This window comes from Reyranella sp. (genome assembly GCF_965227665.1).
Classification (GTDB): domain Bacteria; phylum Pseudomonadota; class Alphaproteobacteria; order Reyranellales; family Reyranellaceae; genus Reyranella.
This window is the reverse complement of record NZ_OZ245767.1, coordinates 1,338,544-1,364,868: the sequence shown is the minus strand read 5'-3', so window position 1 is coordinate 1,364,868 and position 26,325 is coordinate 1,338,544. Positions and strand designations below refer to the sequence as shown.

Annotated in this window: 21 protein-coding genes; 16 read left to right on the top strand and 5 right to left on the bottom strand. The window is 67.1% G+C overall.

The features are described 5' to 3' along the window. The first annotated feature begins 8 nt into the window (after positions 1-8). From smpB to ACO07I_RS06510, 13 genes are all read left to right on the top strand, one after another. Complete coding sequence (gene smpB, locus ACO07I_RS06570; RefSeq protein ID WP_422015518.1) at positions 9-482, top strand: SsrA-binding protein SmpB; 474 nt, start codon at positions 9-11, stop codon at positions 480-482. 29 nt (positions 483-511) lie between these two features. Further along, the gene (locus ACO07I_RS06565; RefSeq protein WP_422015516.1) at positions 512-1,183 is read left to right on the top strand and encodes an SDR family oxidoreductase; all 672 of its coding nucleotides are present in this window, start codon (positions 512-514) and stop codon (positions 1,181-1,183) included. Positions 1,184-1,185: 2 nt separating this feature from the next. Then, positions 1,186-2,322 (top strand): acyl-CoA dehydrogenase family protein, encoded by a 1,137-nt coding sequence (locus ACO07I_RS06560; protein ID WP_422015514.1) that lies wholly within the window; start codon positions 1,186-1,188, stop codon positions 2,320-2,322. 124 nt (positions 2,323-2,446) lie between these two features. Continuing rightward, positions 2,447-3,514 (top strand): TRAP transporter substrate-binding protein, encoded by a 1,068-nt coding sequence (locus ACO07I_RS06555; protein WP_422015512.1) that lies wholly within the window; start codon positions 2,447-2,449, stop codon positions 3,512-3,514. Between the two features lie 46 nt (positions 3,515-3,560). After that, positions 3,561-5,168 carry a carboxyl transferase domain-containing protein gene (locus ACO07I_RS06550; protein ID WP_422015510.1) on the top strand — a complete coding sequence of 536 codons (1,608 nt, stop codon included), beginning with the start codon at positions 3,561-3,563 and terminating at the stop codon, positions 5,166-5,168. A 7-nt stretch (positions 5,169-5,175) separates the two neighbouring features. Next, complete coding sequence (locus tag ACO07I_RS06545; RefSeq protein WP_422015508.1) at positions 5,176-5,958, top strand: enoyl-CoA hydratase/isomerase family protein; 783 nt, start codon at positions 5,176-5,178, stop codon at positions 5,956-5,958. Positions 5,959-5,984: 26 nt separating this feature from the next. Continuing rightward, entirely contained in the window at positions 5,985-6,299 is a 315-nt protein-coding gene (locus ACO07I_RS06540; protein WP_422015506.1) for a hypothetical protein, read from the top strand. Positions 6,300-6,302: 3 nt separating this feature from the next. Beyond that, positions 6,303-8,306: an acetyl/propionyl/methylcrotonyl-CoA carboxylase subunit alpha gene (locus ACO07I_RS06535; RefSeq protein WP_422015504.1), complete on the top strand. Its 2,004-nt coding sequence runs from the start codon at positions 6,303-6,305 to the stop codon at positions 8,304-8,306. A 39-nt stretch (positions 8,307-8,345) separates the two neighbouring features. Next, positions 8,346-8,552: a hypothetical protein gene (locus tag ACO07I_RS06530; protein WP_422015502.1), complete on the top strand. Its 207-nt coding sequence runs from the start codon at positions 8,346-8,348 to the stop codon at positions 8,550-8,552. 36 nt (positions 8,553-8,588) lie between these two features. After that, entirely contained in the window at positions 8,589-9,128 is a 540-nt protein-coding gene (locus ACO07I_RS06525) for a disulfide bond formation protein B (RefSeq protein WP_422018179.1), read from the top strand. Positions 9,129-9,487: 359 nt separating this feature from the next. Beyond that, positions 9,488-14,809, top strand: a complete 5,322-nt coding sequence (locus ACO07I_RS06520; protein WP_422015500.1) for a beta strand repeat-containing protein — start codon at positions 9,488-9,490, stop codon at positions 14,807-14,809. Beyond that, positions 14,803-16,275, top strand: a complete 1,473-nt coding sequence (locus ACO07I_RS06515; protein ID WP_422015498.1) for an autotransporter outer membrane beta-barrel domain-containing protein — start codon at positions 14,803-14,805, stop codon at positions 16,273-16,275. Before ACO07I_RS06520 ends, ACO07I_RS06515 begins: the two co-directional genes overlap by 7 nt. A gap of 232 nt (positions 16,276-16,507) precedes the next feature. Beyond that, entirely contained in the window at positions 16,508-17,053 is a 546-nt protein-coding gene (locus tag ACO07I_RS06510) for an invasion associated locus B family protein (protein ID WP_422018177.1), read from the top strand. A gap of 78 nt (positions 17,054-17,131) precedes the next feature. Here ACO07I_RS06510 and ACO07I_RS06505 read toward each other — a convergent pair whose 3' ends face one another. The 5 genes from ACO07I_RS06505 to ACO07I_RS06485 all read right to left on the bottom strand — a co-directional run bounded on the left by ACO07I_RS06505 (position 17,132) and on the right by ACO07I_RS06485 (position 22,857). Then, the gene (locus ACO07I_RS06505) at positions 17,132-18,682 is read right to left on the bottom strand and encodes a class I SAM-dependent methyltransferase (RefSeq protein ID WP_422015496.1); all 1,551 of its coding nucleotides are present in this window, start codon (positions 18,680-18,682) and stop codon (positions 17,132-17,134) included. 115 nt (positions 18,683-18,797) lie between these two features. Then, the gene (locus ACO07I_RS06500; RefSeq protein WP_422015494.1) at positions 18,798-20,075 is read right to left on the bottom strand and encodes a solute carrier family 23 protein; all 1,278 of its coding nucleotides are present in this window, start codon (positions 20,073-20,075) and stop codon (positions 18,798-18,800) included. 20 nt (positions 20,076-20,095) lie between these two features. Further along, complete coding sequence (locus tag ACO07I_RS06495) at positions 20,096-20,971, bottom strand: DUF2189 domain-containing protein (protein WP_422015492.1); 876 nt, start codon at positions 20,969-20,971, stop codon at positions 20,096-20,098. 142 nt (positions 20,972-21,113) lie between these two features. Continuing rightward, a complete protein-coding gene (locus ACO07I_RS06490) occupies positions 21,114-22,043 on the bottom strand; it encodes an aminotransferase class IV (RefSeq protein ID WP_422015490.1) in 930 nt (309 codons plus the stop codon). Between the two features lie 13 nt (positions 22,044-22,056). Next, complete coding sequence (locus ACO07I_RS06485) at positions 22,057-22,857, bottom strand: GntR family transcriptional regulator (RefSeq protein WP_422015488.1); 801 nt, start codon at positions 22,855-22,857, stop codon at positions 22,057-22,059. 110 nt (positions 22,858-22,967) lie between these two features. Between ACO07I_RS06485 and ACO07I_RS06480 the strand changes: the two genes are divergently transcribed. From ACO07I_RS06480 to ACO07I_RS06470, 3 genes are read left to right on the top strand one after another with little or no spacing between them, the layout of a single operon-like run. Further along, a complete protein-coding gene (locus tag ACO07I_RS06480; protein ID WP_422015486.1) occupies positions 22,968-24,278 on the top strand; it encodes an aspartate aminotransferase family protein in 1,311 nt (436 codons plus the stop codon). Then, on the top strand, positions 24,279-25,241 hold the full coding sequence (locus tag ACO07I_RS06475; protein WP_422015484.1) for an ABC transporter ATP-binding protein: 963 nt from the start codon (positions 24,279-24,281) through the stop codon (positions 25,239-25,241). It begins immediately after the preceding gene. Positions 25,242-25,252: 11 nt separating this feature from the next. After that, positions 25,253-26,275 carry an extracellular solute-binding protein gene (locus ACO07I_RS06470; RefSeq protein WP_422015482.1) on the top strand — a complete coding sequence of 341 codons (1,023 nt, stop codon included), beginning with the start codon at positions 25,253-25,255 and terminating at the stop codon, positions 26,273-26,275. Positions 26,276-26,325: the final 50 nt, after the last annotated feature.

The following is a 26,325-nucleotide window of genomic DNA, read 5'->3' as shown; positions in this document are numbered from 1 at the left end:
AGCGTCCTGTGGCCACTAAACCGGAACTGGACCGCACCGTTGTGGCCCAGAACCGCAAGGCGCGGCACAATTACTTCATCGAGGAGACCTTCGAGGCCGGGCTTGCCCTGACCGGCACCGAGGTCAAGTCGCTGCGCGGCGGGCGCAGCACGATCGCCGAGTCCTATGTCACGGAAGAGGGCGGCGAGGCCTGGCTGGTCAATGCGAATATCCCGATCTACGCGTCGGGCAACCGCAACAATCACGAGCCGCGCCGGGCCCGCAAGCTGCTGCTGCACCGCGGCCAGATCAACAAGCTGATCGGCGCCATCCAGCGCGAGGGGCGCACGGTCGTTCCGCTGCAGGTCTATTTCAACCCGCGCGGCCGCGCCAAGATCGAGATCGCGCTGGCCACCGGCAAGCAGGCGCATGACAAGCGCCAATCCATCAAGGACCGCGACTGGCAGCGCCAGCGCGCCCGGATGATGTCGTCCCGCCGCTGAGTCTGCCGCATCTCTCCAAGGAGCGCCCGATGAGTACCGTCCTGATCACCGGCGCCGCGCGCGGCCTCGGTCTCGAATTCGTCAAGCAGTACGCCGCCCGGGGCTGGAAGGTTCACGCCTGTGCGCGCTCGCCCGAGTCGCTGAAGGAAGTCCCGGGCGACATCCATCTGCACAAGCTCGAAGTCACCGACTATGGGGCCGTGAAGGCGCTGGCGTCGGAGCTGAAGGGCGAGGCGATCGACGTGCTGATCTGCAATGCCGGGGTCGCAGGTCGCGAGGCCGCCGATCTCGGCAGCATCGATCCCAAGGTGTGGCGCGACACGTTCGAAGTGAATGCGCTGGCGCCGCTGATGATGGCGGAGGCCTTCGTCGAGCAGGTGGCCGCCTCGACGGATCGCAAGCTGATCGCGATCTCCAGCCGTCTGGGCAGCATCACGCACAATGACGGCGCCCGTTACGCCTATCGCGCCAGCAAGACGGCGCTCAACATGGAATGGAAGAGCCTGTCGAAGGACACGGCCTCCAAGGGCCTGATCTGCGTCGTGCTGCATCCCGGCTGGGTGCAGACCGACATGGGCGGCCAGGCGGCCACTCTCACCATCGCGCAAAGCGTGCCGTCGATGGTGAAGGTGATCGACGGGCTGAAGCCTGCCGACAATGGTCGCTTCCTGAATTTCGACGGCGCCGAACTGCCCTGGTAGCCATGCTGCTCAGCGAAGAACAGACGCTCATCCGCGACACCGCCCGCGCCTTTGCGCAGGAGCAGGTGCTGCCGCATGTGCGGGCCTGGGAGGCCGCGGGGGAAATTCCCCGGTCGCTGCTGGCCGAGATGGGACGTCTCGGCTTCATGGGCATGACGGTGCCTCCCGAGTGGGGCGGGGCCGGCGCCGACATGGTGTCCTACGTGCTGGCGCTGGAGGAGATCGCGGCGGCCGATGGCGGTCTGTCGACGGTGATGAGCGTCAACAACTCGCCCGACTGTGCCGCGCTGCTGGCCTATGGCTCCGACGAGCAGAAGGAAAGGTGGCTGAAGCCGCTCGCCCGCGGCGAGATGCTGGGTGCCTTCTGCCTCACCGAGCCGCATGCCGGCTCCGACGCCTCCAACCTCAGGACACGGGCCGAACGGCGCGGCAACGGCTGGGTGCTGAACGGCGTGAAGCAGTTCATCACCTCGGGCCGCAGCGCCGACATGGCGCTGGTCTTCGCGGTCACCGATCCGTCGTCGCCCAAGCGCGGCATCTCCTGCTTCATCGTGCCGACCGACACGCCGGGCTATCGTGTCGCCTCGGTCGAGAAGAAGCTCGGCCAGAAATCGTCCGACACCTGTCAGATCGCCTTCGAGGACTGCACCGTCGGCGCCGACGCGATGCTGGGCGGGGAGGGCGAAGGCTACCGTGTGGCGCTGGCCAACCTCTCGGTCGGGCGCATCGGCATCGCGGCCCAGTCGGTCGGCATGGCGCGGGCCGCGTTCGAAGCCGCGCGCAGCTACGCCCAGGAGCGGGAGGCGTTTGGCACCAAGATCGCGAACCACCAGGCGGTCCTCTTCCGGCTCGCCGACATGGCCACCAAGGTCACGGTCGCGCGGCAGATGGTGCTGCATGCGGCAACCTTGCGCGACGCCGGGCGCCCATGCCTCACCGAGGCCGCAATGGCGAAGTTGTATGCATCGGAGATGGCCGAGGAAGTGTGCTCGGCCGCAATTCAGATCCATGGCGGTTACGGGTACGTTTCCGACTACCTGGTGGAAAAAATCTGGAGGGACGTCCGCGTCTGCCAGATCTACGAGGGCACCAGCGACGTGCAACGCATCCTGATCGGCCGTGGACTGGCAGCCTTGTAGTCTCGCCTTTCGCTTGTTCCCGAGCATGCCGCGTGCGAACATCATTCGGTGTGAGGCCGCTGAAGCGGTTTTGGGGAACTTGGGGGAGCCGGGCGACGGATGGTCGGTCGTGCGCCGTAACTTGATGAAACTCATTACACTTGCCGCAGCGCTGCTGTCGGTGACGGGGGCGGCTGTCGCTCAGGATACCAAGGCGGTTCCGAAGAACGTCGCCGCGCCGTCGTCGACCCGGGTCATCCAGATGCAGACGGCGTTCAGTCCCGCCCTTCCGGGTTCGGGTGAAGGCGTCCGGGTGTTCACCCGTTCCGTGAAGCACATGACGGCGGGCGCGGTTGCCATCAAGATCCTGGAGCCGGGTCGTGTGGTGCCGACGGGCGATATGCTGGATGCGATCGTCGCCGGCGATCTCGAGGCAGCCTTCACCTGGTCGGGCTATGCCGCCGGCAAGGCGCCGGTGTTCAACATCTTCGCTACGGTCCCCTTCGGGCTCGGACCGGACGAGATGGCTTCCTGGATGCTCGAGGGGGACGGCTCCCGCATCCATCGCGACGCCTATGACAAATTGGGCGTGGCCGGCATCCCGTGCGGCATCCAGGGTCCCAAGGGCGGCGGATGGTTTCGCGGTGAGGTCAACTCGGTCGCAGATTTCAAGGGGCTGCGGCTGCGCTACGGCAAGCTGGCGGCCGAGGTGATCGCCCGGCTTGGCGCGGTCGTCGTGCCGCTGCCGCCGGGCGAGTTCTTCTACAAGCTGCAGCAGGGCAACGTGGATGGCGGCGAGATGTCGACGCCGGCCATGGACGCGGCCCTGGGTTTCGACAAGCTCGGCCTGCCCTATTACCTGCCGGGCTGGCAGCAGCCCTCGGCCGTGCTCGACTTCCTGATGCGCAAGGACAAGTGGGCGGCTCTCCCGGCCGCGCTCCGGGCCCAGATCCAGACCGCCTGCCAGGCGAACATCGCGTGGATGCTCAGCCGCTCGCCCAACGTGCAGGGCGTGGCGTTGGAGAAACTGAAGGCGTCGGGCGTCGAAGTCCGCGAGTGGTCGCCGGACGTGCTGGCCGCCTTCCGCAAGAACAGCGATATCGTGGTCAAGGACCTGGCCGAGCGTGACGCCGACTTCGCGGCGGCCCTGGCCAACCAGCGGGCGTTCATCGCCCAGGGTGCGCACTGGCGCGCCCTCTCTCGCCTGCCGTAACCGCCGGCTTGCACGCAGTCCCCGGTCCGGGCAGGTTCGCCCTGACATGACCGTACTTTCCTCCCCGATCGATACCCGTTCCGACACCTTCAAGCGCAACGCGGACGCGATGCGGGCGCTGGTCGAGGATTTGCGACGCCGCACCGACACGGTCCGCCTGGGCGGCGGGGAGGACTCGCGCAAGAGGCACGTCTCGCGCGGCAAGCTGCTGCCGCGCGAGCGGGTTCGGGCGCTGCTCGATCCGGGCTCGCCCTTCCTCGAACTGTCGCCGCTGGCCGCGCTCGACATGTACGACAACGAGGCGCCGGGCTCGGGCGTGATCACCGGCATCGGCCGCGTGAGCGGCGTCGAGTGCGTGATCGTCTGCAACGACGCCACCGTGAAGGGCGGCACCTATTACCCGATGACGGTGAAGAAGCATCTCCGCGCCCAGGAAGTGGCGATGGAGAACCGGCTTCCCTGCCTCTATCTCGTGGATTCCGGCGGCGCCAACCTGCCGCAATGGCCCGAGGTGTTCCCCGACAAGCACCATTTCGGCCGCATCTTCTACAACCAGGCCAACATGTCGGCCCAGGGCATCCCGCAGGTCGCAGTGGTGATGGGCTCGTGCACGGCGGGCGGCGCCTACGTGCCGGCGATGAGCGACGAGACGGTGATCGTCCGCAAGCAGGGCACGATCTTCCTGGCCGGCCCGCCCTTGGTGAAGGCCGCGATCGGCGAGGTGGTGAGCGCCGAGGATCTGGGCGGCGCCGACGTGCATGCCCGCACCTCCGGGGTCGCCGACCACTATGCCCAGAACGACAGCCATGCGCTGGGCATCGCCCGTCGCATCGTGGCCAACCTCAACTGGAAGAAGTCTCTGTCGGCGTCGCTGCTGCCGCCGCGCGATCCGAAATACGCCGGCGAGGAACTGTACGGCGTCGTGCCGATGGATACCCGCACGCCCTACGACATCCGCGAGATCATTGCGCGGCTGGTCGACGGCAGCGAACTCGACGAGTTCAAGCATCTCTACGGCACGACCATCGTCACTGGCTTCGCGCGCATCTGGGGCTATCCAGTGGGGATCGTCGCCAACAATGGCATCCTGTTCAACGAATCGGCGCTGAAGGCGGCGCACTTCATCGAACTGTGCGGCCAGCGCGGCATCCCGCTGCTGTTCCTGCAGAACATCACCGGCTTCATGGTCGGCAAGAAATACGAAGCGGGCGGCATCGCGCGCGACGGCGCCAAGCTGGTGACCGCGGTGTCGACCGTGAACGTGCCGAAGTTCACGGTGATCGTCGGCGGCAGCTACGGCGCCGGCAATTACGGCATGTGCGGCCGCGCCTACAGCCCGCGCTTCCTGTGGATGTGGCCGTCGGCGCGCATCTCGGTGATGGGCGGCGAGCAGGCGGCCAGCGTGCTGGCCACCGTGCGGCGCGACAATATCGAGGGCAAGGGCGGCACCTGGCCCAAGGAAGAGGAAGAGAAGTTCAAGCAGCCGATCCGCGAAGCCTATGAGCGCGAGGGCCATCCCTATTATGCCACGGCGCGGCTGTGGGACGACGGCATCCTCGATCCGCTCGACACCCGCATGACCCTGGGCCTTGCCCTCTCGGCCTCGATGAACCAGCCGATCGGCCCGACCAAGTTCGGCGTCTTCCGGATGTGATCCGGACATGACCGACACGATCCTGACGAAGGTCGAGGGCGGCGTGGCCACGCTCACGCTGAACCGGCCCAAGGCGATGAATTCCTTCGACGGCGACACCGCGCGCGCCATCATCGACGCGGTGGAGGCCTTCGCGGCCGACGAGGCCGTGCGAATGCTCGTCCTTGCGAGTGAGGGACCGGTCTTCTCTGCCGGCGGCGATTTCAACTGGGTGCTCACCTGGCCCGAACTCGACGCCATCACCCGCAAGGTCGGCGCCGATTCGATGATGGCGGCGGTCCAGGCGGTCTACGATTTCCCCAAGCCCTCGATCGCGCGCGTCCAGGGCGCGGCGGTGGGCGGCGGCGTCGGGCTGATGCTGGCCTGCGACTTCGCGGTCGCCGTTTCCTCGGCCCGCTTCGGGCTCACGTCGGCACGCAACGGCCTGCTCGCGGGGATCGCCATTCCCGTGCTGATCCAGGCGGTCGGCCCGCGCATGGCGCGGCAGCTCCTGATGCACGGCGGCATGTTCGATTCGGCGACCGCGCTGCGCATCGGGCTGGTCGACCAGGTGGTCGAGGCCGACGCGCTCGACGCGACGGTCGTGGCCCTCGCCGACGAACTGCGCCGCGGCGCACCGTCGGTCCAGACCCTGGTCAAGAAGCTGATCACCGAGATCGACGCCCTGCCGCACGACGGCAGGGTCGCCGACCTGATCGGCGAACACGTCGCCGTCCAGTGCACGACCGAAGACGCGATCGAAGGCATGAGTGCGTTCCTCGCCAAGCGCAAACCGAAGTGGGCGCTGTGAAACGGTCGACACTTCTCCTGGCTTGCGTGCTGATCGCGACGGGTACTGGGAATGGTCTCGCCCAGAGCGCCAGCGATGCCGAAGCGGCTCGCGCGAACGAAGTCGCTTCTGTGCTGATGGGTTTGGAACTCGGAATGGGGTTCGTCGCTGCGATGGTCGTCGCGTCGCAACGCTGCGGCTACGGCGATGCTAACGGCTGGAGGCGCGTCGTCGAGGCCATCGATCGTCGCTACTCGTTTTGTGCCGCGAGAGATCCCTATTGGACGGCGGCGGTCGAGCGAGCATTCGCAAAGCAGTTGCCAGAGGCTATCCGGCGTCGAACAATTGAATCGAATGAGTGACCCATGTTCTCCAAGATCCTGATCGCCAATCGCGGCGAGATCGCGTGCCGGGTCATCAAGACGGCGAAGCGGCTCGGCATCAAGACGGTGGCGGTCTATTCCGACGCCGACCGCAACGCGCGCCACGTCGCGATGGCCGACGAGGCCGTGCATATCGGTCCGTCGGCCGCGCGCGAGAGCTATCTCGTGGCGGACAGGATCATCGACGCCGCCAAGAGGACGGGCGCGCAGGCGATCCATCCGGGTTACGGTTTCCTGTCAGAGAATGCCGGCTTTGCCGACGCCTGCGCCGCGGCAGGCATCGTGTTCATCGGGCCGCCCGCGGCTTCGATCCGCGCCATGGGCTCCAAGAGCGAATCCAAGAAGATCATGGGGAAGGCGGGCGTCCCGCTGGTGCCGGGCTATCACGGCGACGACCAGTCGCCGGAGCTGCTTGCCAGTGAGGCCGCGAAGATCGGCTTCCCGGTTCTGATCAAGGCCTCGGCCGGCGGCGGTGGCAAGGGCATGCGTGTGGTCGAAAGCGCCGAGAAGTTCGCCGACGCGCTGGCGGGAGCCAAGCGCGAGGCCAAGGCTTCCTTCGCCGACGATCATGTGCTGGTCGAGAAGTACCTGACGCGGCCACGCCACATCGAGATCCAGGTCTTCGCCGACGCGAGCGACTGCCTCTACCTGTTCGAGCGCGACTGCTCGCTCCAGCGTCGCCACCAGAAAGTGATCGAGGAGGCGCCGGCGCCCAACATGGAGCCGGCGCGGCGCAAGCAGATGGGCGAGGCGGCGGTCGAGGCGGCCAAGGCCATCGGCTACCAGGGCGCTGGCACGGTCGAGTTCATCGCCGACCAGGACGGCACCTTCTTCTTCATGGAGATGAACACCCGCCTGCAGGTCGAGCATCCGGTGACCGAGGCCATCACCGGCCAGGACCTGGTCGAATGGCAGCTCATCGTGGCGGCCGGGGGCAAGATGCCGCTCGCGCAGGACGAGCTGCGCATCGACGGACACGCGGTCGAGGTCCGTCTTTACGCCGAGGATCCGGCGCGGAACTTCCTGCCCTCGACGGGGACCCTGGTGCATCTGAAGCTGCCGGAGGAGGGCGCGCATGTCCGCGTCGATACCGGCGTGCGCCAGGGCGATACGGTGACGCCGTTCTACGATCCCATGATCGCCAAGGTGATCGTGCACGACCGCGACCGGACCTCGGCGCTGCGGCGCATGGCGGCGCTGATGGGCGAGACCGAGGTGGTGGGCGTCACGACCAATTCGGTGCTGCTCAAGGCGCTGTGCTCGCATCCCGCCTTCGTCGGCGGCGAGGTCGATACCGGCTTCATCGAGCGCCATCGTGGGACCCTGTTCGCCAAGCCGGCGCCGGCCGGTGACCGCGCCTTCGCCGTGGCCACCCTGGCGCGCCTGCTCGAATGGGAGGACGCGGCCACGCCCGCGGCAGGCGATCCGTGGTCGCCGTGGAACCAGCAGAACGGCTTCCGCCTGCTCGAGGAAGGCCATGAGGAAGTGCGCTGGAAGGACGGCGAGCGCGAGATCGTCGTGATCGCGCGGCGGCTGCGCGGCGGCGGCGTGCGGCTGGAGCTGCCCGAGGGCGCGCTCGAGGCGCGGGTCGAGCGGCTCGAAGACGGACGCCTGGCGATCGGGTTGGGGCAGGACTCTTTCGTGGCCACGGTCGTGCGGCGCACCGCCCTCGACGGCGGCATCGACTACACGCTGTTCATGGACGGCGGCAGCTGCCGTTTGCGGCTGGTCGATCCGCTCGACGTCACGCAGTACGAAGCGACGGCGTCGGCCGATGCCATGGTGCGTGCGCCGCTGCCGGGCAAGATCATCGACCTCCGGGTCAAGGCCGGCGACACGGTGAGCAAGGGCCAGGCGCTGCTGGTGCTCGAAGCCATGAAGATGGAGCACACGCTGGCCGCCCCGGCCGACGGCACGGTGAAGAGCCTGCGCTATGCGGTTGGAGAGCAGGTGCCGGAGGGCGCCGAGCTGGTCGAGTTCGAGTGAGCGTGCCATGAGATCGCGCTGGACGGACCGGTCCTGCCAATGATGGCGACCACTTTCGCCGTGCTGGTGGCGGCGTTGGTGCTCCGTCTCCTGAATCTGACGCGACCGGCGATGGCCTGTCTCTTCCTGTCGTTCATCATGGTCGTCGGCATTTTCCTCTGGGAGATCTACAGCCCCGACTACGGCTTCCGCATGCCCTGGCTGCAGGTCGAGCTGAGGCACGCGCGCCCCGCGGGAAGCAGCTGAATGCCCCGATTGCGCATCGAGCCCGCCACCCTGGTCATGCTGGATCGGCTCGTCCTGCTGCTCCTGACGATGATCCTGGCGGCAATTCTCACCGCTGCGCTGGTCATGCAATTTGCATTCGGGGAGATTCCGTGCCCGCTCTGCCTGCTCCAGAGAGTGGCCATGTTCGGCTGCTGCTTCGGGCTGCTTCATCAACTCCGCACGCATGAGTCGGAGCGGGGCGGCGGCATCGCCCAGCTCTTTGCTCTTCTGCTGCTGATCATTGCGACAAGGCAGACCTTGCTCGACCTCTTCCCGCGCCCTGGTCACGCTTACATCGGCAGTGCGGTCTTCGGCATTCACATGCCTGTCTGGTCGGTCGTGATCGGCGTGTGTCTGCTGCTCGCTCTCGCCCTTCGGCTCACACTCTTCGGAGCGCCGCGCCTTTTGCCGCGAACCGAACGGCTACCGCTCGCCTGGGCAACGCGCCTAGCGGAATTCTACGTCGTGCTGATTTGCGCCATCAACTTTGCTTCGGTGGTGTTCCAGTGTGGCCTCAGCGAATGCCACACATTCGGCTATCGGCTCCTCACATAGGCGATCGGGACGATCGATATGCAGCGCAACGTCCTGACGGCCGGACGGGACCGACGCCGCGAGTGAGCTTGAAAAAAATGAAGTTGCAGCCTTCCTGAAGTTGCAACCCTGTGCGAATTTCTCTTCGCTATCGAACTTGCGCGTCTAGCGTCTAGCGGCTCTCGGCGCCGCGTCCAGCAGGATCGCCCCGAGCATCACTTCCCCAATTGTCGCCCGTCGAATTCGACACGCCCCCAGATTGCATCTTGACAGTGTAATGCGATTCAGGGTTGAGTGTCGCAAATTGTGAACGATTGATGCCGCGCGAAGAGGCGGCGTCTCGCGGTCCTGTCGCCGGGCCGGTTGGGGAGTGAGAAACGATGACGAAGTCTGCGCCGCGGGCGGTTCTGTCTGGTGGTTACCGCGCCGCATTGTTGGTCGGTTCCGCGCTCACGGCCGTCATGATCCCCCAGCTGGCGAGTGCGCAGAGCGCTTGGAAGCCGGATCCGGGCAGCACCGATTGGTCGACTGGCTCCAACTGGAGCAACGGCGTCCCCAGCAACGCGCTTATTGGCGGCAAGGCGGCGACGATCGGACCGTCGACCCGTAACACGATTCTCTCGGCCAACAGCTCTGCCAGCACTCTTTCGCAGACCGGCAATACGCTCTCCACCAACGGGAAGACTCTTTCGGTCGGTAACGCTCTCTCCTCGCTCGGCACTGCCTATACGCTGAGCGGTGCGGGCATTCTGGACAATAGTGGTACGGTCGACGTCACCGGTTCGTTCAAGCAGACGGGCGGCACGATAACCAATACCGGCACGGTCAAGATCAGCAACTCGTTCAACCAGTCGGGTGGCGCGGTCACGACGACGGGGACGTTCACGACCAGCCTCGGCTCGACCTTGTCCGGCGGTACGTTCGACGTGAACGGCGGCACCGTCACGGCGAACGGCCTGGGGCTGACCAACAGCGGCGGCGACCTTGGCGTGGCCGCGGGCGGCACCCTGAAGGCGACGCTGTTCACGCAGTCCGGCGGCAGCACCGACAATGCCGGGACCCTGTCGGTTTCGGGTATTGGCACGGTCTCCGGCGGCGCCCTGACGAGCAGCGGCACGCTGGGCGTCAGCGGCCTGTTTACCCAGAGCGACGGCAGCACGACGGTGACCGGGGGCACGTTCACGACGTCCAACGGCGCGACCTTGTCCGGCGGTACGTTCGACGTGAAGGGTGGGGCTGTCGCGGCGAACGGTCTGTTGGGTCTCAGCAATACGGGCGCCGACCTCACCGTTTCGGGCGGCGGCCTGACCGCGACCACCTTCTCCCAGACCGGCGGCAGCACGACGGTGTCGGGGGGCACGTTCACGACGACCACCGCGACGGCCCTCACGGGCGGCACATTCGACGTAAAGGGCGGCACTGTCGCGGCGAACGGCCTGGTGGGGCTCAGCAATCTTGGCGCAGACGTCACTGTATCGAGCGGAAGCCTGACCGCGACCACCTTCTCCCAGACCGGCGGCAGCACGACGGTGTCGGGGGGGACGTTCACGACGACCACAGCCACGGCCCTCACGGGCGGCACGTTCGACGTGACGGGTGGCACGGTGGCGGCGAACGGCGTGGCAGGGCTCAGCAACCTCGGCGCGACCGTCACGGTGGGCGCGGGCGGCACCGTGACCACGGCGCTGCTCACGCAGACGGGCGGCAGCCTGACGAGCGGCGGGACGGTGACGGCCGACGTCTTTGCCCAGGTGGCGGGCGCCACGAAGGTGACCGGCGGGACGTTCACGACAAACACGGCAGCGACCCTGACGAGCGGCACGTTCGACGTGACGGGCGGCACGGTGGCGGCGAATGGCGTGGCGGGTCTCAGCAACCTCGGCGCCACGGTGAACATCGGCGACGGCGGCACCTTGACGACGCCGTTGCTCACGCAGGTGGCCGGCAGCCTGACGAGCAGCGGGACCGTAACGGCCGACGTCTTTGCCCAGGTGGCGGGCGCCACGAAGGTGACCGGCGGGACGTTCACGACGAACACGGCGGCGACCCTGACGAGCGGCACGTTCGACGTGACGGGCGGCACGGTGGCGGCGAATGGCGTGGCGGGTCTCAGCAACCTCGGCGCCACCGTCAACATCGGACCTGGCGGCACCGTAACGACGCTCCTGCTCACGCAGGCGGGAGGTAGCCTGACCAGCAGCGGGACCGTGACGGCCACCGCCTTCGCGCAGACTGGCGGCAGTACGACGGTGACCGGAGGAACATTTACGGGCAGCCTCGGGGGCGGCCTCACGGGCGGCACGTTCGACGTGAAGGGCGGCACGGCGGAGATGAACGGTCTCGGCCTGGTGAACACCGGGGCGACGGTGAACGTGGGCGCGGCCGGCACCTTGAAGGGGACGCTGTTCACGCAAACAGGCGGCAGCACCGACAATGCCGGAACGATGTCGATCGGAGGCCTGACCACGGTCGCGGGCGGCACGCTGACGAGCAGTGGCACGCTGACGACGGGCGGCTTCCTGCAGACCGGCGGCGGCACGACGGTGACCGGCGGGACCTTCACCAGCAGCATCGGCGGCGAACTTGCTGCGGGTACGTTCGACGTGAAGGGCGGCACGGCGGAGATGAACGGGTTGGGCCTGGTGAACACCGGCGCGACGGTGAACGTGGGCGCGGCCGGGACCCTGAAGGGGACGCTGTTCACGCAGACGGGCGGCAGCACCGACAATGCCGGGACGATGGTGATCGGGGGCCTGACCACGGTCGCGGGCGGCACGCTGACGAGCAGCGGCACGCTGACGACCACTGGCTTCCTGCAGACCGGCGGCGGCACGACGGTGACCGGTGGCACGTTCAAGAGCAGCATCGGCGGCGAACTCGCTGCCGGTACGTTCGACGTGAAGGGCGGCACGGCGGAGATGAACGGTCTCGGCCTGGTGAACACCGGCGCGACGGTGAACGTGGGCGCGGCCGGCACCTTGAAGGGCACGCTGTTCACGCAGACGGGCGGCAGCACCGACAATGCCGGGACGATGGCGATCGGGGGGCTGACCACGGTCGCGGGCGGCACGCTGACGAGCAGCGGCACGCTGACGACGGGCGGCTTCCTGCAGACTTCGGGCGGTACGACGGTGACCGGCGGCACGTTCACGAGCAGCATCGGCGGCGAACTCGCTGCCGGTACGTTCGACGTGAAGGGCGGTACGGCGGAGATGAACGGTCTCGGCCTGGTGAACACCGGCGCGACGGTGAGCGTGGGCGCGGCCGGCACCTTGAAGGGCACGCTGTTCACGCAGACGGGCGGCAGCACCGACAATGCCGGGACGATGGCGATCGGGGGGCTGACCACGGTCGCGGGCGGCACGCTGACGAGCAGCGGCACGCTGACGACGGGCGGCTTCCTGCAGACCTCGGGCGGCACGACGGTGACGGGTGGCACGTTCACGAGCAGCATCGGCGGCGAACTGGCCAGCGGCACGTTCGACGTGAAGGGCGGCACCGTGGAGATGAACGGTCTCGGCCTGGTGAACACCGGCGCGACGGTGAACGTGGGCGCGGCTGGCACCCTGAAGGGCACGCTGTTCACGCAGACGGGCGGCAGCACCGACAATGCCGGGACGATGGCGGTATCGGGCCTCACCACGCTTGTGGGCGGCACGCTGACGAGCAGCGGCACGCTGACGACGGGTGGCTTCCTGCAGACCGGCGGCGGCACGACGGTGACCGGCGGCACGTTCACCAGCAGCATCGGCGGCGAACTCGCTGCCGGTACGTTCGACGTGAAGGGCGGCACCGCCGAGATGAACGGGCTGGGCCTGGTGAACACCGGCGCGACGGTGGACGTGGGCGCGGCCGGCACCTTGAAGGGCACGCTGTTCACCCAGACGGGCGGCAGCACCGACAATGCGGGAACGATGGCGGTATCGGGCCTGACCACGGTCGCGGGCGGCACGCTGACGAGCAGCGGCACGCTGACGACGGGCGGCTTCCTGCAGACCTCGGGCGGCACGACGGTGACGGGCGGGACCTTCACCAGCAGCATCGGCGGCGAACTCGCTGCCGGTACGTTCGACGTGAAGGGCGGCACCGTGGAGATGAACGGGCTGGGCCTGGTGAACACCGGGGCGACGGTGAACGTGGGCGCGGCCGGCACCTTGAAGGGCACGCTGTTCACCCAGACGGGCGGCAGCACCGACAATGCCGGGACGATGGCGGTATCGGGCCTGACGACGGTCGCGGGCGGCACGCTGACGAGCAGCGGCACGCTGACGACGGCCGGCTTCCTGCAGACTGGCGGCAGCACGACGGTGACGGGCGGCACCTTCACGAGCAGCCTTGGCGGGCTTCTCACCGGCGGTACGTTCGACGTGAAGGGCGGCACGGCGGAGATGAACGGTGCCGGTCTGGTGAACACCGGAGCGACGGTGAACGTGGGCGCTGCCGGCACCTTGAAGGGCACACTGTTCACCCAGACGGGCGGTAGCACCGACAATGCCGGGACGATGGCGGTATCGGGCCTCACCACGCTTGTGGGCGGCACGCTGACGACGAGCGGCACACTGACCACCGATACTTTCCTGCAGACCGGCGGCAGCACGACGGTGACCGGCGGTACGTTCACGGCGACCAGCGGTGCTGGCCTCCTTGGCGGCACCTTCGACGTGAAGGGCGGGACCGCCGCGGCGAACGGCGTGGGCCTGATCAACACCGGCGCGGCGATCACCGTGGGCGCGGCCGGCACCCTGACGGCGACGACCTTTGCGCAGTCGGGCGGCAGCACGACCAATGCCGGCACGCTGACCGTCGCCGGGCAGACCAAGGTTGAAGGTGGCACGCTGACGACCAGCGGCGCCCTCACCACCGACACTTTCCTGCAGACCGGCGGCAGCACGACGGTGACCGGTGGTACGTTCAAGGCGGCCAATGGCGCGAGCCTCGTCGCCGGCACCTTCGACGTGAAGGGCGGGACCGCCGCGGCGAACGGCGTTGGTCTCTCCAACACCGGCGCAGCGCTTACCGTGGGTGCGGCCGGCACGCTGACGGCAACGGCGTTTACCCAGACGGGCGGCAGCACGACCAATGCCGGGACGACGACGGTCGCCGGACAGACCAAGCTTGCGGGCGGCACGCTGACGACCAGCGGCACGCTGACCACGGCCGATTTTCTTCAGACGGGCGGCACCACGAACGTCACAGGCGGCACCTTCACCGCGCAGAATGGCGCGACCGTCAGCGGCGGCTCGGTCGACGTGTCCGGTGGCACCTTCAAGATCGGCGGCGTGGGATTGACCAACAGCGCGAGCATCAACGTCGGTGCGGGCGGCACTCTCGACTCCCTGGCGGGCGGCATCAACAATCTCGCCGGCGGCACCCTGACCAATTTCGGCACCGTGTTCGATGCGCTCAACAACGCCGGCAGCGTGGCGAACGCCGGCGTCTATAACGGCGACGTCGCCACCAATACGGGTACGATCGCGAACAACCTCGGCGGCACGTGGAACGGCAAGGTCATCACCAATGCCAGCTTGATCACGAATGCCGGAACCTGGAACGGCGCCGTCGACAGCAACTCGGGCACGATCAACAATACGGGCACGTGGAACGCGCTGGGCGGGAACATCGTCAACAATGCCGGTGGCACGTTCAACAACTTCAATGGAACGGTCACGGGGGTGAACACCTACTCCAACACGGCGTGTTGACCTACACTGGCAACAACAACACGTTCAACGTCGCGAACTTCATCAACAGCGGCATCATCTCTTCGAATACGAGCATCACGCCCGCTTCCTCGCATCGGATGACCATCACCGGCGGCCTTGGCGGGACCGGCGTCATCAACACGTCCGTGGACACCAACGGCACGAGCCGGCTGACCGTCAACGGCGTGTCGAGCGGCTCGCAGACCATGACCTTCACGAACGTCAGCCCGGGGGGCGCCCTCCCGGTCTACTCCGCGCCGCAGACGGTGCTGGCCCTCAACGGCGGCGGAACTCTCTCCGTCACCAATACGGGTATCGTGTCGTCGCTGTCCTCGGGCCTCATCAACAACTACCTGGTCCAAAGCGGCAGCGGACAGAACGCCACCCTGCAGTCGGTCTTCAACAGCGGTCCGATCGCCGGCGTCGCCGGCGGCCTGTCGAGCATGATCACGTCGCTGAACGCCGGCTTCTTCCAGGGCGAGTCGCCGATCGTCTCGAGGCCGAACAACCCGCAGCGCGATCAGATCAATGGCGGGCCGTGGGTGCGCATCATGTACGGCAGCACAAACACCAACCTGGGCAGCACGACTTACGGGCTGGGTTCGCCGGCCTCGGGCAACAGCCAGGGCACGACCGCCTTCAGTGGCGTCCAGGTGGGCGCAGACTTCGGGATGTTCAACATCTCGGAGAGCCAGTGGAACGTCGTCGTCGGCGTGTTCGGAGGCTATGCGAACCTGAACACCAATTCGAACTTCACGACGCCGCTACCCGGTGGCGCCACCAGCAGCACCAACACCGGGATCTCGGTGGAGGTGCCCTACGTGGCAGCCTACGCCAACCTGTCCAAGGGCTCGTTCTCGGCCGCAGTGGACGTCCGCTACGATCAGTACAGCGGCACCGTGCGGTCCTTCAGTGGCGATCTGGCGGGGGGCGCCGCAGGCGGCTACCTCCTGGCGCCCAACACGCCGCTCAACGGCCGCGGCGTCACCGTCAACGCCAAACTCGTCAACCGGTTCGATTTCGCCGAGCGCTACTACGTCGAGCCCCTGCTGGGACTCACCTGGGGCAGCTATAATTTCGACAGCGTCGCCTTCAATCCGGCATTGGCGGGCACGTCCGCGTCGATCGGCTTCCAGCCGATCACCTCGCTGCTGGGAAGGGCGGGCGCCAGCGTCGGCGCCACGTTCGAGGCTACTCCGACGATACAGCTGGGACCCTTCCTCCAGGCCGCGGTGTGGAACGAATTCGCGGCTCCCGTACAGGCCACCGCGACCATCAATAGCGGGGGCTCCGCTTACACCTTCCAGACCTTGTCCGATCGGGTCGGCACTTTCGGGCAGGTTGCCGCGGGCTTGAACTTCAAGCTGACGGAGCAGGACTTCCTGGGCTTCGTCCGCGGCGACTATCGTTTCGGTGGCCAGTTCTCGGGTGCCAGCTTCAACATCGGACTCCGCAAGCAGTTCTGAGTTGGGGAAGAAGATCGAGATCGCCCCGGGCCGGTGATGCTGCCGACAGCAATCACCGGTTGATCGGGCTGATCTTCGGGGGCGACGACGCGATCGGTTTGGGGCGCTTGACCGGGCTCGCAGGGGCGAGTTGGACGTCGGGAATGCCGAATGCTAGACGCTTCCTCGCCCGTTTGTGCAAACGACGACCTTTGGAATTCGCGGGGGCTTGCCTACAGTGACCTTTGGATTGATGCAGGCTATCCGCTACTCGGCCTTGTGCACGGTATTGGGGGTGGTGGTGTCTGGTGGCGCCGCACAGGCCCAGAAGCCGCCCGCCACGCCCAGTCTTCCTGCCCCGCAGTCGCGGACCGAGATCCTGACCTACGACAACTGGACGGTGACATGCCGTGAGGGCGCGGACCCGAAGGAAAAACGGGTCTGTTCGGCTGAACTGGTGATCGCGCAGGAAGCCAACAATCAGCGCCAGCCGGTGTTCGTCTGGTTCCTCGGCCTCAACAAGGACGGCGCTCCGGTGAACGTGTGGCGCTTCGTGACCGGCCTCACGATTCCCCCCGGTCTCGAGCTGAAGTTTGCCGACAAGTCTCGCAAGGTGCCCATCGCCACCTGCGATTCCACCTTCTGCACCGCCACGCTGCCCATCGACGATGCCTTTACCAAGGAGGCCTCGGCTCTGGTTCAGGGCGAGGCCGTCCTGCAGACAGCCGACGGACGAACGGTCACCTTCACGATCAACATGAAGGGCTTTGCGTCGGCCCTTGCGGCGATACGCCGGTAGGGGCCGCGGCGCCGCCCTTGCATGAGGGCGACACAAACCCCGCGAACGCCATCACGGCCGACGCCTTCGCGAGAGGCGTCAGGCCAGGGACACGCCCAGCGATTTCAGCAGCGGCAGCCGCTGCGACTGGAAAGCGGCCGCCTGTTGCTCGAGCTCGGCGAGATTGGCCTCCGCACCTTCCAGTCCCTTGCCATCCTTGAGAACGCTCTGACCCATCGCCGACAGCATGGCCCATACATCCCGGGCCACGGCAACGGCATCGGTCGCGCCGTTGGCGAGTGCCAACAGGAAGCATTGCTGCAGACGGCTCACCTCGATGCCGGTACCGGCGACCGGTGACGCCAGGCAGGGAAACTCATCACCGCGGCGTGCCCGCTCGCACAGCGCCCGGTTGAGGGCGGCACAGCGGCGGCGGCTTTCCGCCGTGGCGGCCTCTGCGGGTACGGCGTGATCCATCCCGATCAGCATCGCGACCCCTTCGACGATGTGGGCCGCGCTGACATTCCGCGCCGCTCCTCGCGCGCGCAAATCGGCGATGGTCTTGGGCGCATGGCCGTCTGAAGCCAGCGCTTCGACCAGGAGCCCGTAGACATCGGGCTGAAGATTGGCCTCGAAGAACGGGCCGGCGATCTTGGAGGGGACCTGGGACGGCAGGGTCTTCAGGACGATCGACTGGCGGTCGAGCTGTTCGAGCCGGTCCACCGCCGAGAGCGGCCGCAGCCCCTTCACGAAGATATCGCGGCGAAAGCGCTGATGAACCAGATAGTCCCGAATCGTCTCGCGCAGCACACGATTGCCGGCCTCCGCGACCAGCTGCCGGCCGGCCGGATTGAGCATCAGGTTCTCGACCTGGTCCAGCAGGTTTGCCGATGCCGCGAACTCGACACGCGCCGGTGCCAACCAGTCGACCACCTGGGAGAACGCCATCGGCTGCCAGTCCTCACCGAGATACTCGTGGACCAGGTATTTGCGGTCCATCGCCGAGATGGCCTGCAGGAAGGGGCCAACCTGCGGATTGTTCCGGAAGTACAGAGCACCCGCCTTCTCGAGCTTGCTGGAGAAGGCGAGGGCCTGGTCGACGCTGGCGGCCCGGCCACCCGCCGGCGCCGTGTTCATCCGCGTATGCAGATACATCAGGTGTCGCAGAGGCTGCAGGGCGGCCCAGCCCGGGTCGCAGTTGTAGGAAACGGAGAGGATGCCTCCGACTTTCAGTTTGCGGCGGGCGATATCGACGATCGCGCGGCGGTTGGCGTCGGAGATCCAGGACCAGACGCCGTGCAGCGCTATGACATCGAAATCGGGCAGGTCGGATCGCGCCTGAAGCTCCGCGAAGGAATCGTTGAGCAGGCGGATGCTGCCGTCCTGCGGATCGGTGAACTGCGCGGCACGGGCGGTATGGGACGGGTTGAAGTCCGTTCCCCAATAGGTTCCGGGGCAGGCGGCGGCGTGGATGTTGAGGCTGAGCCCCTGTCCGAAGCCCAGCTCCAGGTAGTTCAGGGGCCCGGCAGGCGGCGGCTGGATACCGCCATGGAGGCAGGCGAACCTGAGGAGCGACGGGTTCAGTTCGCGATAGTAACCGGCCGTGTACTCCAGGTCCGTGACATAGCCCTCTCCCCACTGCGTCGCCATCGCCCATATCCTCGATTGTTGCGCTCCGGGGTGGACCGGCGCGGCCGTGAAAGCGCTGCCGTTCTGGCATACGCGCTCGCGACCAGCCACAAGATGCCGTGTGGCGCTTCCTGGACTACCGGCGGTTCTCGCGATCGAGAACCGCATTGAGGAGGATCGCGCCGAAGGTGGCGGTCCCGATTCCGCCCAGGGCGAAGTCGCCGAACTTCAGGGTGAAATCGCCGGTGCCCAGCACGAGCGTGATGCCGGCGACCATGAGGTTGCGGCTGTTGCCGAAGTCGACCTTGTTGTCGACCCAGATCTTGGCGCCGGCGACGGCGATCAATCCGAACACGACGATGCTCACGCCGCCCATCACCGGCAGCGGGATCGTGTGGATCAGCGCGCCGAACTTGGGCGAGAAGCCCAGCAGGATGGCGAACAGGCCGGCGACCACGAACAGGGCGGTCGAGTAGATGCGGGTCGCGGCCATCACGCCGATATTCTCGGCATAGGTGGTGACGCCGGTGCCGCCGACACCGCCCGCCACCATGGTCGCGATGCCATCGCCCAGGAAGGCGCGGCCGACATAGGGATCCATGTTGCGGCCGGTCATGGCGCTGACGGCGCGCAGATGGCCGAGATTCTCGGCGACCAGGATCAGCGCGACGGGCGCGATCAGCACGATCGCCCTGGTGTCGAAGACGGGCGCGGTAAAGGCAGGCATGCCGAACCAGGCGGCTTGCTCGAGCAGGGCGGCGCTCACCGGCTTGCCCCATCCGAGCCCGTTGGCCAGCAGCGCATAGACGAGCGTGGCCACGACCAGCCCGACCAGCACCAGAAGGCGCCGGGTCATGCCGCGCGTGAAGACCGCGACCAGCGCGATGCTGATGAAGGTCACGGCCTGCATCCAGGCATCGAACGAGGTCGGCGCCATGTTTTTGACCGGCACGGCGGCGAGGTTGAGGCCGATGACGGCGACAACGGCGCCGGTCACGACGGGCGGCATGAGCCGTTCGATCCAGCCGGTTCCGGCCGCCATCACGACCAGTCCGATCAGCGCGTAGAGCGCGCCGCAGACCACGATGCCGCCCAGCGCCAGTGCGATGTTGGCGTTGGCGCCCTGGCCGGCGTATCCGGTCGCTGCCACGACCACGGAGATGAAGGCGAAGGAGGACCCGACATAGCTCGGGACCCTGCCGCCGACGGCCAAGAAGAAGATCAGCGTGCCGACACCGCTCATCAGGATGGCGACGTTGGGATCGAAGCCCATCAGCAGGGGGCCCAGCACCGTGGCCCCGAACATCGCCACCACATGCTGGATGCCCAGCGGCACGGTCTGCAGCCACGGCAGCCGCTCGTCCGGCGCGACGACCATGCCGTCGGCCGGCTGTTTCACCGTCCAGTCGAGCATTCTCCCCCCTCTTTGTCTTCTTAGGTCACGACGACCTTTCTATAGAGGTGCCACGTCGCGTGGCCCAGTACCGGCAGCGCGATGGCGAGCCCGATCAGCAGGGGAAGCGCTCCCACAAAGAGGCCCGCCGCCACGATCACGCCCCACATCGCCATCGGCCCGGGGTTCATCCGCACCGCGCGGACCGATGTGGCGATGGCGGTGCCGACACCGACAGGGCGATCGAGCAACATCGGAAGCGACACGACGCCGATCACCAGGACGACCAGCGCGAACAGGAAGCCTACGCCGATGCCGACGATCGTCATCGTCAATCCCTGCGGCGTGGTCAGCGCATCCCGCACGAAGGCCTGCGCCGAGACGGGGGCGTCCGGCCCGAGGGTGACGGTGTAGAGCAGGTTCGCCGCGAACAGCCACAGGCAGAAGATCGCCAGCAGCAGCAGGCCCATGACGATGATCGAGCCGATATTGGGCGAGCGCGCGACGGCGAAGGCGTCCGTCCAGCGGGCGTGGAGCCCTTGCTCCCGCCGGCGGCTGATCTCGTAGAGGCCGAGCCCGAAGATCGGCGCGACGAGCGCGAAGCCGGCGATCAGCGGGAAGACCAGCGCCAGCATGCCGTAGTCGAAGGCCATGCGGGAGATCGCGAGGCCAGCGACGGGGTACAGGAGACAGAGCATGACGACGTCGGTGCGGGCGGCGCCGAAGTCACGAACGCCCTTCGCCAGCGCATCGCCGACATCGGCCGCGGTGATGCGACGGACCGTGGGCTGCGCCGAAGCGCGATCCTCCCAGGCACCGTCCATGGTGGTGGCCGCCGAGCCGACGGCCTCGCTTGTCTGCTTGAGATGGTCCCATCCCCATTCGAGGGGATTGCGGATGTGGTTCTGGGTCGCCATGACTGCCTCCTTGCGAACGAAAGTCCGAAGGTCGCGGTCCGTCGCGATCACGACAGAGCGCGATCCACCACAAGGAAGAAGTCTACGCCCGGCAGAGGGGGACGTCGTCCCCCTCTCCATGCACCTGCGAAGGCGTCGTTCGCTACTGCGAGAACTTGAGATACTGGGCCACGAAATCGCAGCCGACGCTCTTGGAGTAAGCGTCGATCAGCTTCTTCGTGATCGGGCCCGGCGCCTTGCCGTCGCCGACCGGCGCGCCGTTGAAGCTCTTCACCGGCAGGATGCAGAGGCTGGTCGAGGTGAGGAACATCTCCTCGGCATTGGCGGCGTCGAACAGGTCGATGTCGCCCGGCGTGCACTCGACGCCGATCTGCTTGGCCATGTCCATGGTCATCTGACGGCTGACGCCCGGCAGGACGTAGCGCTCGGACGGCGTGAACAGCTGGCCTTCGCGCACGATGAAGATGTTGCTGCCCAGGCCCTCGGCCAGGTTGCCGTTCTCGTCGAGCAGGATCGGCCAGGCGTCGGGATTGAGCGCCTTGATCGGCTTCTCGGCCATGATCATGTTGAGATAGTTGTGTGTCTTGGCACGCGGCGAGAGCATCGAGGGCGCGATGCGGCGCGCCGTCGTGGTCATCGCCTCGGCGCCCTCGCGATAGAGCTTGCCGCGCTTGGAGAGTGGCAGGGGCGTCATCTCGATCACGACCTGCGGGCCGACATTTTCCCAGCCTTCGTCGCCCACCGCGTCGACGCCGCGGCTCACCCGCTGGCCCAGCCACCAGTCGCCGACCTCGGCGCGCAGATGCTCGTTGCGGGCCACGACCTCCTCGCTGTGCGCGATCATCTCCTTGGGCGACAGGCCGGGATCGATCTGGAGGTAGCGCAGCGAGCGGTAGAAGCGGTCGATATGCTCCTTCAGCCGGAACGGCACGCCGTTGAAGGTGCGGGTCATGTCGAAGGCGCCGTCGCCGTATTTCCAGCTGCGGTCGCGGAAGGGGATCATGACTTGGCTCTCGGGCACGAACTTGCCGTTGAACCAGGCGATGCGTTGATTGCTGAGTTGCTGGGCCATGATGTCCTCCTGATCAGTTGAGTTGAAGGTCGAAGACGGGGGCGCTGTCCGACGGACGGCGTCGCTTTCCGGCGGTTGCCGGGATGGCCGGCGCGATATTGCCATTCTCGTCGGCGAGGCCGGCCACATAGGAAAGGGCGCGGCGGATGTCGTTCTGCATCTCCCGCCGGGCCGCCGCGGCATCGCCGGCTTCCAACGCCGCGATCAGGCGTTGGCGCCCGGCCGGTCCGCGCGACGAGGAGATGAAGTCGGGATAGAGGAGGTTCATGTAGGGGCCGGTCTGCAGCCACAGCCCCTCGATCAGGCGCAGCAGGGTCGGCTGGGCCGCCGCGGCATAAACGGCGAAATGGAACTCGCGCACCTTCTGGCGATCGGTCGCGCTGTCGCCGCGCGTCCGGGCAACCAGGATCTCACGCGCGGCGCGGCGGATCTCGGCAATCTGGGGGCGCGTCGCGGCGAGGGCCGCCTTGGCCGCGGCGAGCCCCTCGAGCTCCATCCGGATGTCGCGCAGTTCGAGAACCTTGTCGCGGGTCATCAGCGGGACGCGGACCGACCGGTTGGGGTTCATCTCGAACGCGCCTTCGGCGACCAGCCGGCGCAGCGCCTCGCGCACCGGCGTCAGGCTGACGCCCAGCACGCCGGCAACGTAGCGGAAGGTGACCTTCTGGCCCGGCGCGAAGCGGCCCATGGTCAGCGCCTCACGCAAGGACGCGTACACCTGCTGGCGGAGCGAGGTGTCGGCAGCGTCCGGAGAGGGCGCGGTGCGGGCCATCGGTTGGGGAGCATAGACCAGGCGTGCAGAATTTGTGATCACAAAAATGCATTGCTGGTCTGGAAAGCGGCGGCTACGCTTGGCTCGATTTGTGATCACATTATTTTGCCGCGCGCATCTGTCGTGGGCATCGTTCTTGCTGGGTGAGGAACATGCGCTCCTACGCGAAATCGATCGCACTCTATGAGAAGACCCGAAAGCACCTGGCCGGCGGCGTCAGCAGCAACGTGCGCTACGCCAGCGTGCCCGTGCCCCTGTTCTTTGCCCGCGGCGAGGGCGCGCGCCTCTACGACGTCGATGGCAACGTGCACATCGACTACGTGCTGGGCAACGGGCCTGCCATTCTGGGGCACGCGCCGAAGAAGGTGATCGAGGCCGTTGCCGCCTCCCTGGGTGAGGGCCAGCTCTTCGCCGCGCAGAACCCGCGCGAGACCGAGTTGGCGGAGCGGCTGTGCGGCGTGCTGCCAAGCGCCGAGGTCGTGCGCTTCACGACGTCGGGCACGGAAGCGGTGCTGATGGCCTTCCGCCTGGCCCGCGCCTTCACCGGCCGCGACAAGATCCTGAAATTCGAGGGCCACTATCACGGCTGGAGCGACCAGGCCTATATCAGTGCCCGCCCGCCGCTGAACGAGGCCGGGCCCGCGGATGCGCCGGTTCCGGTCGCAGGGTCGCCCGGCATGCCGGCCAGCGTCCTGGGCGACGTCGCCGTCTGCACCTGGAACGATCTCGACCTGCTGGAACAGACGCTCGAGCGCCATCGCGGCGAGATCGCCGGCGTGATCATGGAGCCCATCATGGTGAACGGCGGCGCCATCCCGCCGGCACCCGGCTATCTCGAAGGCGTCCGCGCGCTTTGCGACAAGCACGGTGCGCTGTTCATCTGCGACGAGGTCATCACCGGTTTCCGGGTGGGCCTGGGGGGCGCGCAGGCGAAGTTCGGCGTGAAGGCCGATCTCAGCATCTATGCAAAGGCGGTTGCGGCGGGATTCCCGCTCGCCATGGTCGCCGGCCGGCGCGACATCATGGATACGCTGGCAGACAAGGGCGTGATGCACGGCGGCACCTATAACGGTAACGTCCAGAGCATGGCGGCGTCTTTGGCGGCACTGGATATCCTCGAAGCGGACGGCGGCGCGGTCTATCGCGATCTCGAAGCGCGCGGCACCGAGCTGATGCAGGGCCTCGCGTCCCTGGCCACCAAGTACAAGCTGCCGATCCGGGTTCAGGGCATGCCGGCGATCTTCCAGACCTTCTTCACCACGGCCCCGGCGCCGCGGAACTATCGCGACTCGGCGGCCTGCGACCGAGATGCCATGCTGGCCTTCCATGCGGCCCTGCAGGAAGAGGGCGTCCGTGCCCAGCAGGCCGGCAAATGGTTCCTCTCCACCGCGCACGACAGGCCGGTGATCGACGAGACGCTCGCCGCTGCCGATCGTGCCATGGCCAAACTGGCCCGCGCCTAGATGTCGGATATCCGTCTCGAAGGCGTGACCAGGCGCTACGGCACCTTCGCCGCGGCCGACCAGGTCGACCTTTCGGTGACGCAGGGCGAGTTCGTCACCATCCTCGGGCCGAGCGGCTCGGGCAAGACGACGCTGCTGTCGCTGATCGCCGGCCTCAACCGGCCGACCTCGGGGCGCATTTTCATCGGCGGCCGCGACGTGACGCATGCGACGGCGCAGGAACGCAACATCGGTCTGGTCTTCCAGTCCTACGCGCTGTTCCCGCACATGACCGTGCTGGAGAACGTTTTGTTTCCGTTGGGGGTCCGCAAGATCGGCGGCGCCGAGGCCGACAGGCTGGCGCGCGACGCGCTCAAGCTGGTCCGGCTGGACGGCCTGGAGGGGCGCCGCCCGTCACAGCTCTCCGGCGGACAGCAGCAGCGTGTGGCACTGGCGCGGGCCGTGGTCTTCAAGCCCGACATCCTGCTGCTCGACGAGCCCTTGGGTGCGCTCGACCGCAAGCTGCGCGAGGAGCTGCAGGTCGAACTGAAGCAGCTCCAGCGATCGCTGGGCGTGACGACGCTGCTGGTGACGCACGACCAGGAAGAGGCCCTCTCTCTTTCCGATCGCATCATGGTGCTCGACAAGGGCCGCACGCAGCAGGTCGCGGCGCCGACGGAGGCCTATCTCAGGCCCGCGAACCGCTTCGTGGCGGAGTTCCTGGGCATCGCCAACTTCGTCGCCCTGCCGGACGGCCGGCAAGGCGTGGTGCGACCCGAGCGGGTCCGCCTCGCCGCCGAAGGGCAGGGGCGGCCGGCGCGCGTCGTCGAGGCGATCTATCTGGGCCAGATGGTGCGCTACCACCTGGCCGTCGACGGCAATCAATCGGTCGTGGCGTCCGTGCCGTTCCTCGGCACGGCGCATGCGCCGGGAGAGCGTGTCAGCGTTTCGTGGGAGTCGGCCGATGTGTGGCCGGTAACATAAAGGGGATCGAGATGAAGAGACGTACATTCGTCGGTGCCGCCGCAGCCCTGCCGGCCGTGAGCCTCCTGTCCGGAACGGCTCGGGCACAGGTCAAGGAAATCCGCATGATCGAGTCCGGCGGCAAGTCCGGCGATTCGATCGAGGTGGGATACATCGAGCCCTTCACCAAGAAGACCGGCATCAAGGTCATTCGCGAGAGCCCGAACTCGCTGGGCAAGCTGCGCGCGCTGGTCGAAAGCGGCCAGACCAGCACGGTGCTGATGGAACTGGGCTCGGGCACGCTGGTGCAGGCCAAGAACCTGAAGCTGATCGAGCCGATCGACTGGGCCGCCGTCAATCCGGCGCCGATGTTCCCCGAGGCCAAGAACGAGTACGGGTTCGGCTACCAGTATTTCTCGACCATCATGGCCTGGCGGGCCGGCGCCAAGGCGCCCAAGAACTGGGCCGAGTTCTTCGACACCAAGGCGTTCCCGGGCAAGCGCTGCCTGCCGGACTTCCCGCACTACTGCCTGCCGTTCGCCGTCATGGCGACGGGCGTTCCGGCCGACAAGCTGTTCCCGCTCGATGTCGACACCGGCTTCAAGAAGCTGAACGAGATCAAGAAGGACATCGCCGTATGGTGGAAGGCGGGCGCGCAGCCGCCGCAGCTCATGAAGGACAACGAGGTCCAGTATGTGATCTGCTGGTCGGGCCGCGTCGTCGGCGATCCCGCCTTCGGCTGCAACTTCGACGGCGGCATGGCTGACCTGTCCTACTTCTCGATCGTCAAGGGCTCCAAGCCCGAGGATCGCGCCGCCGCCTACAAGCTGATGTACGAGATGTCGCTGCCCGCCAACCAGGCCAAGGCGGCGACCGTGGTCTCCTACACCGGCCCGAGCCCCGACCTCGACGCGCTGCTGCCAAAGGACAAGCTGTCGGAGTTTCCGTCCAGCAAGCAGAACAAGGCTGTCCAGTGGTTCCAGAACGCCGAATGGTGGGCCGCCAACGGCGAGGCCGTGAACAAGAAGTGGGAAGCCTTCAAGCTCAGCCTGTGATTGGGGTCATCGCCGGGGCGCGCCACTCCAGTGGCGCGTCTTTCATCATC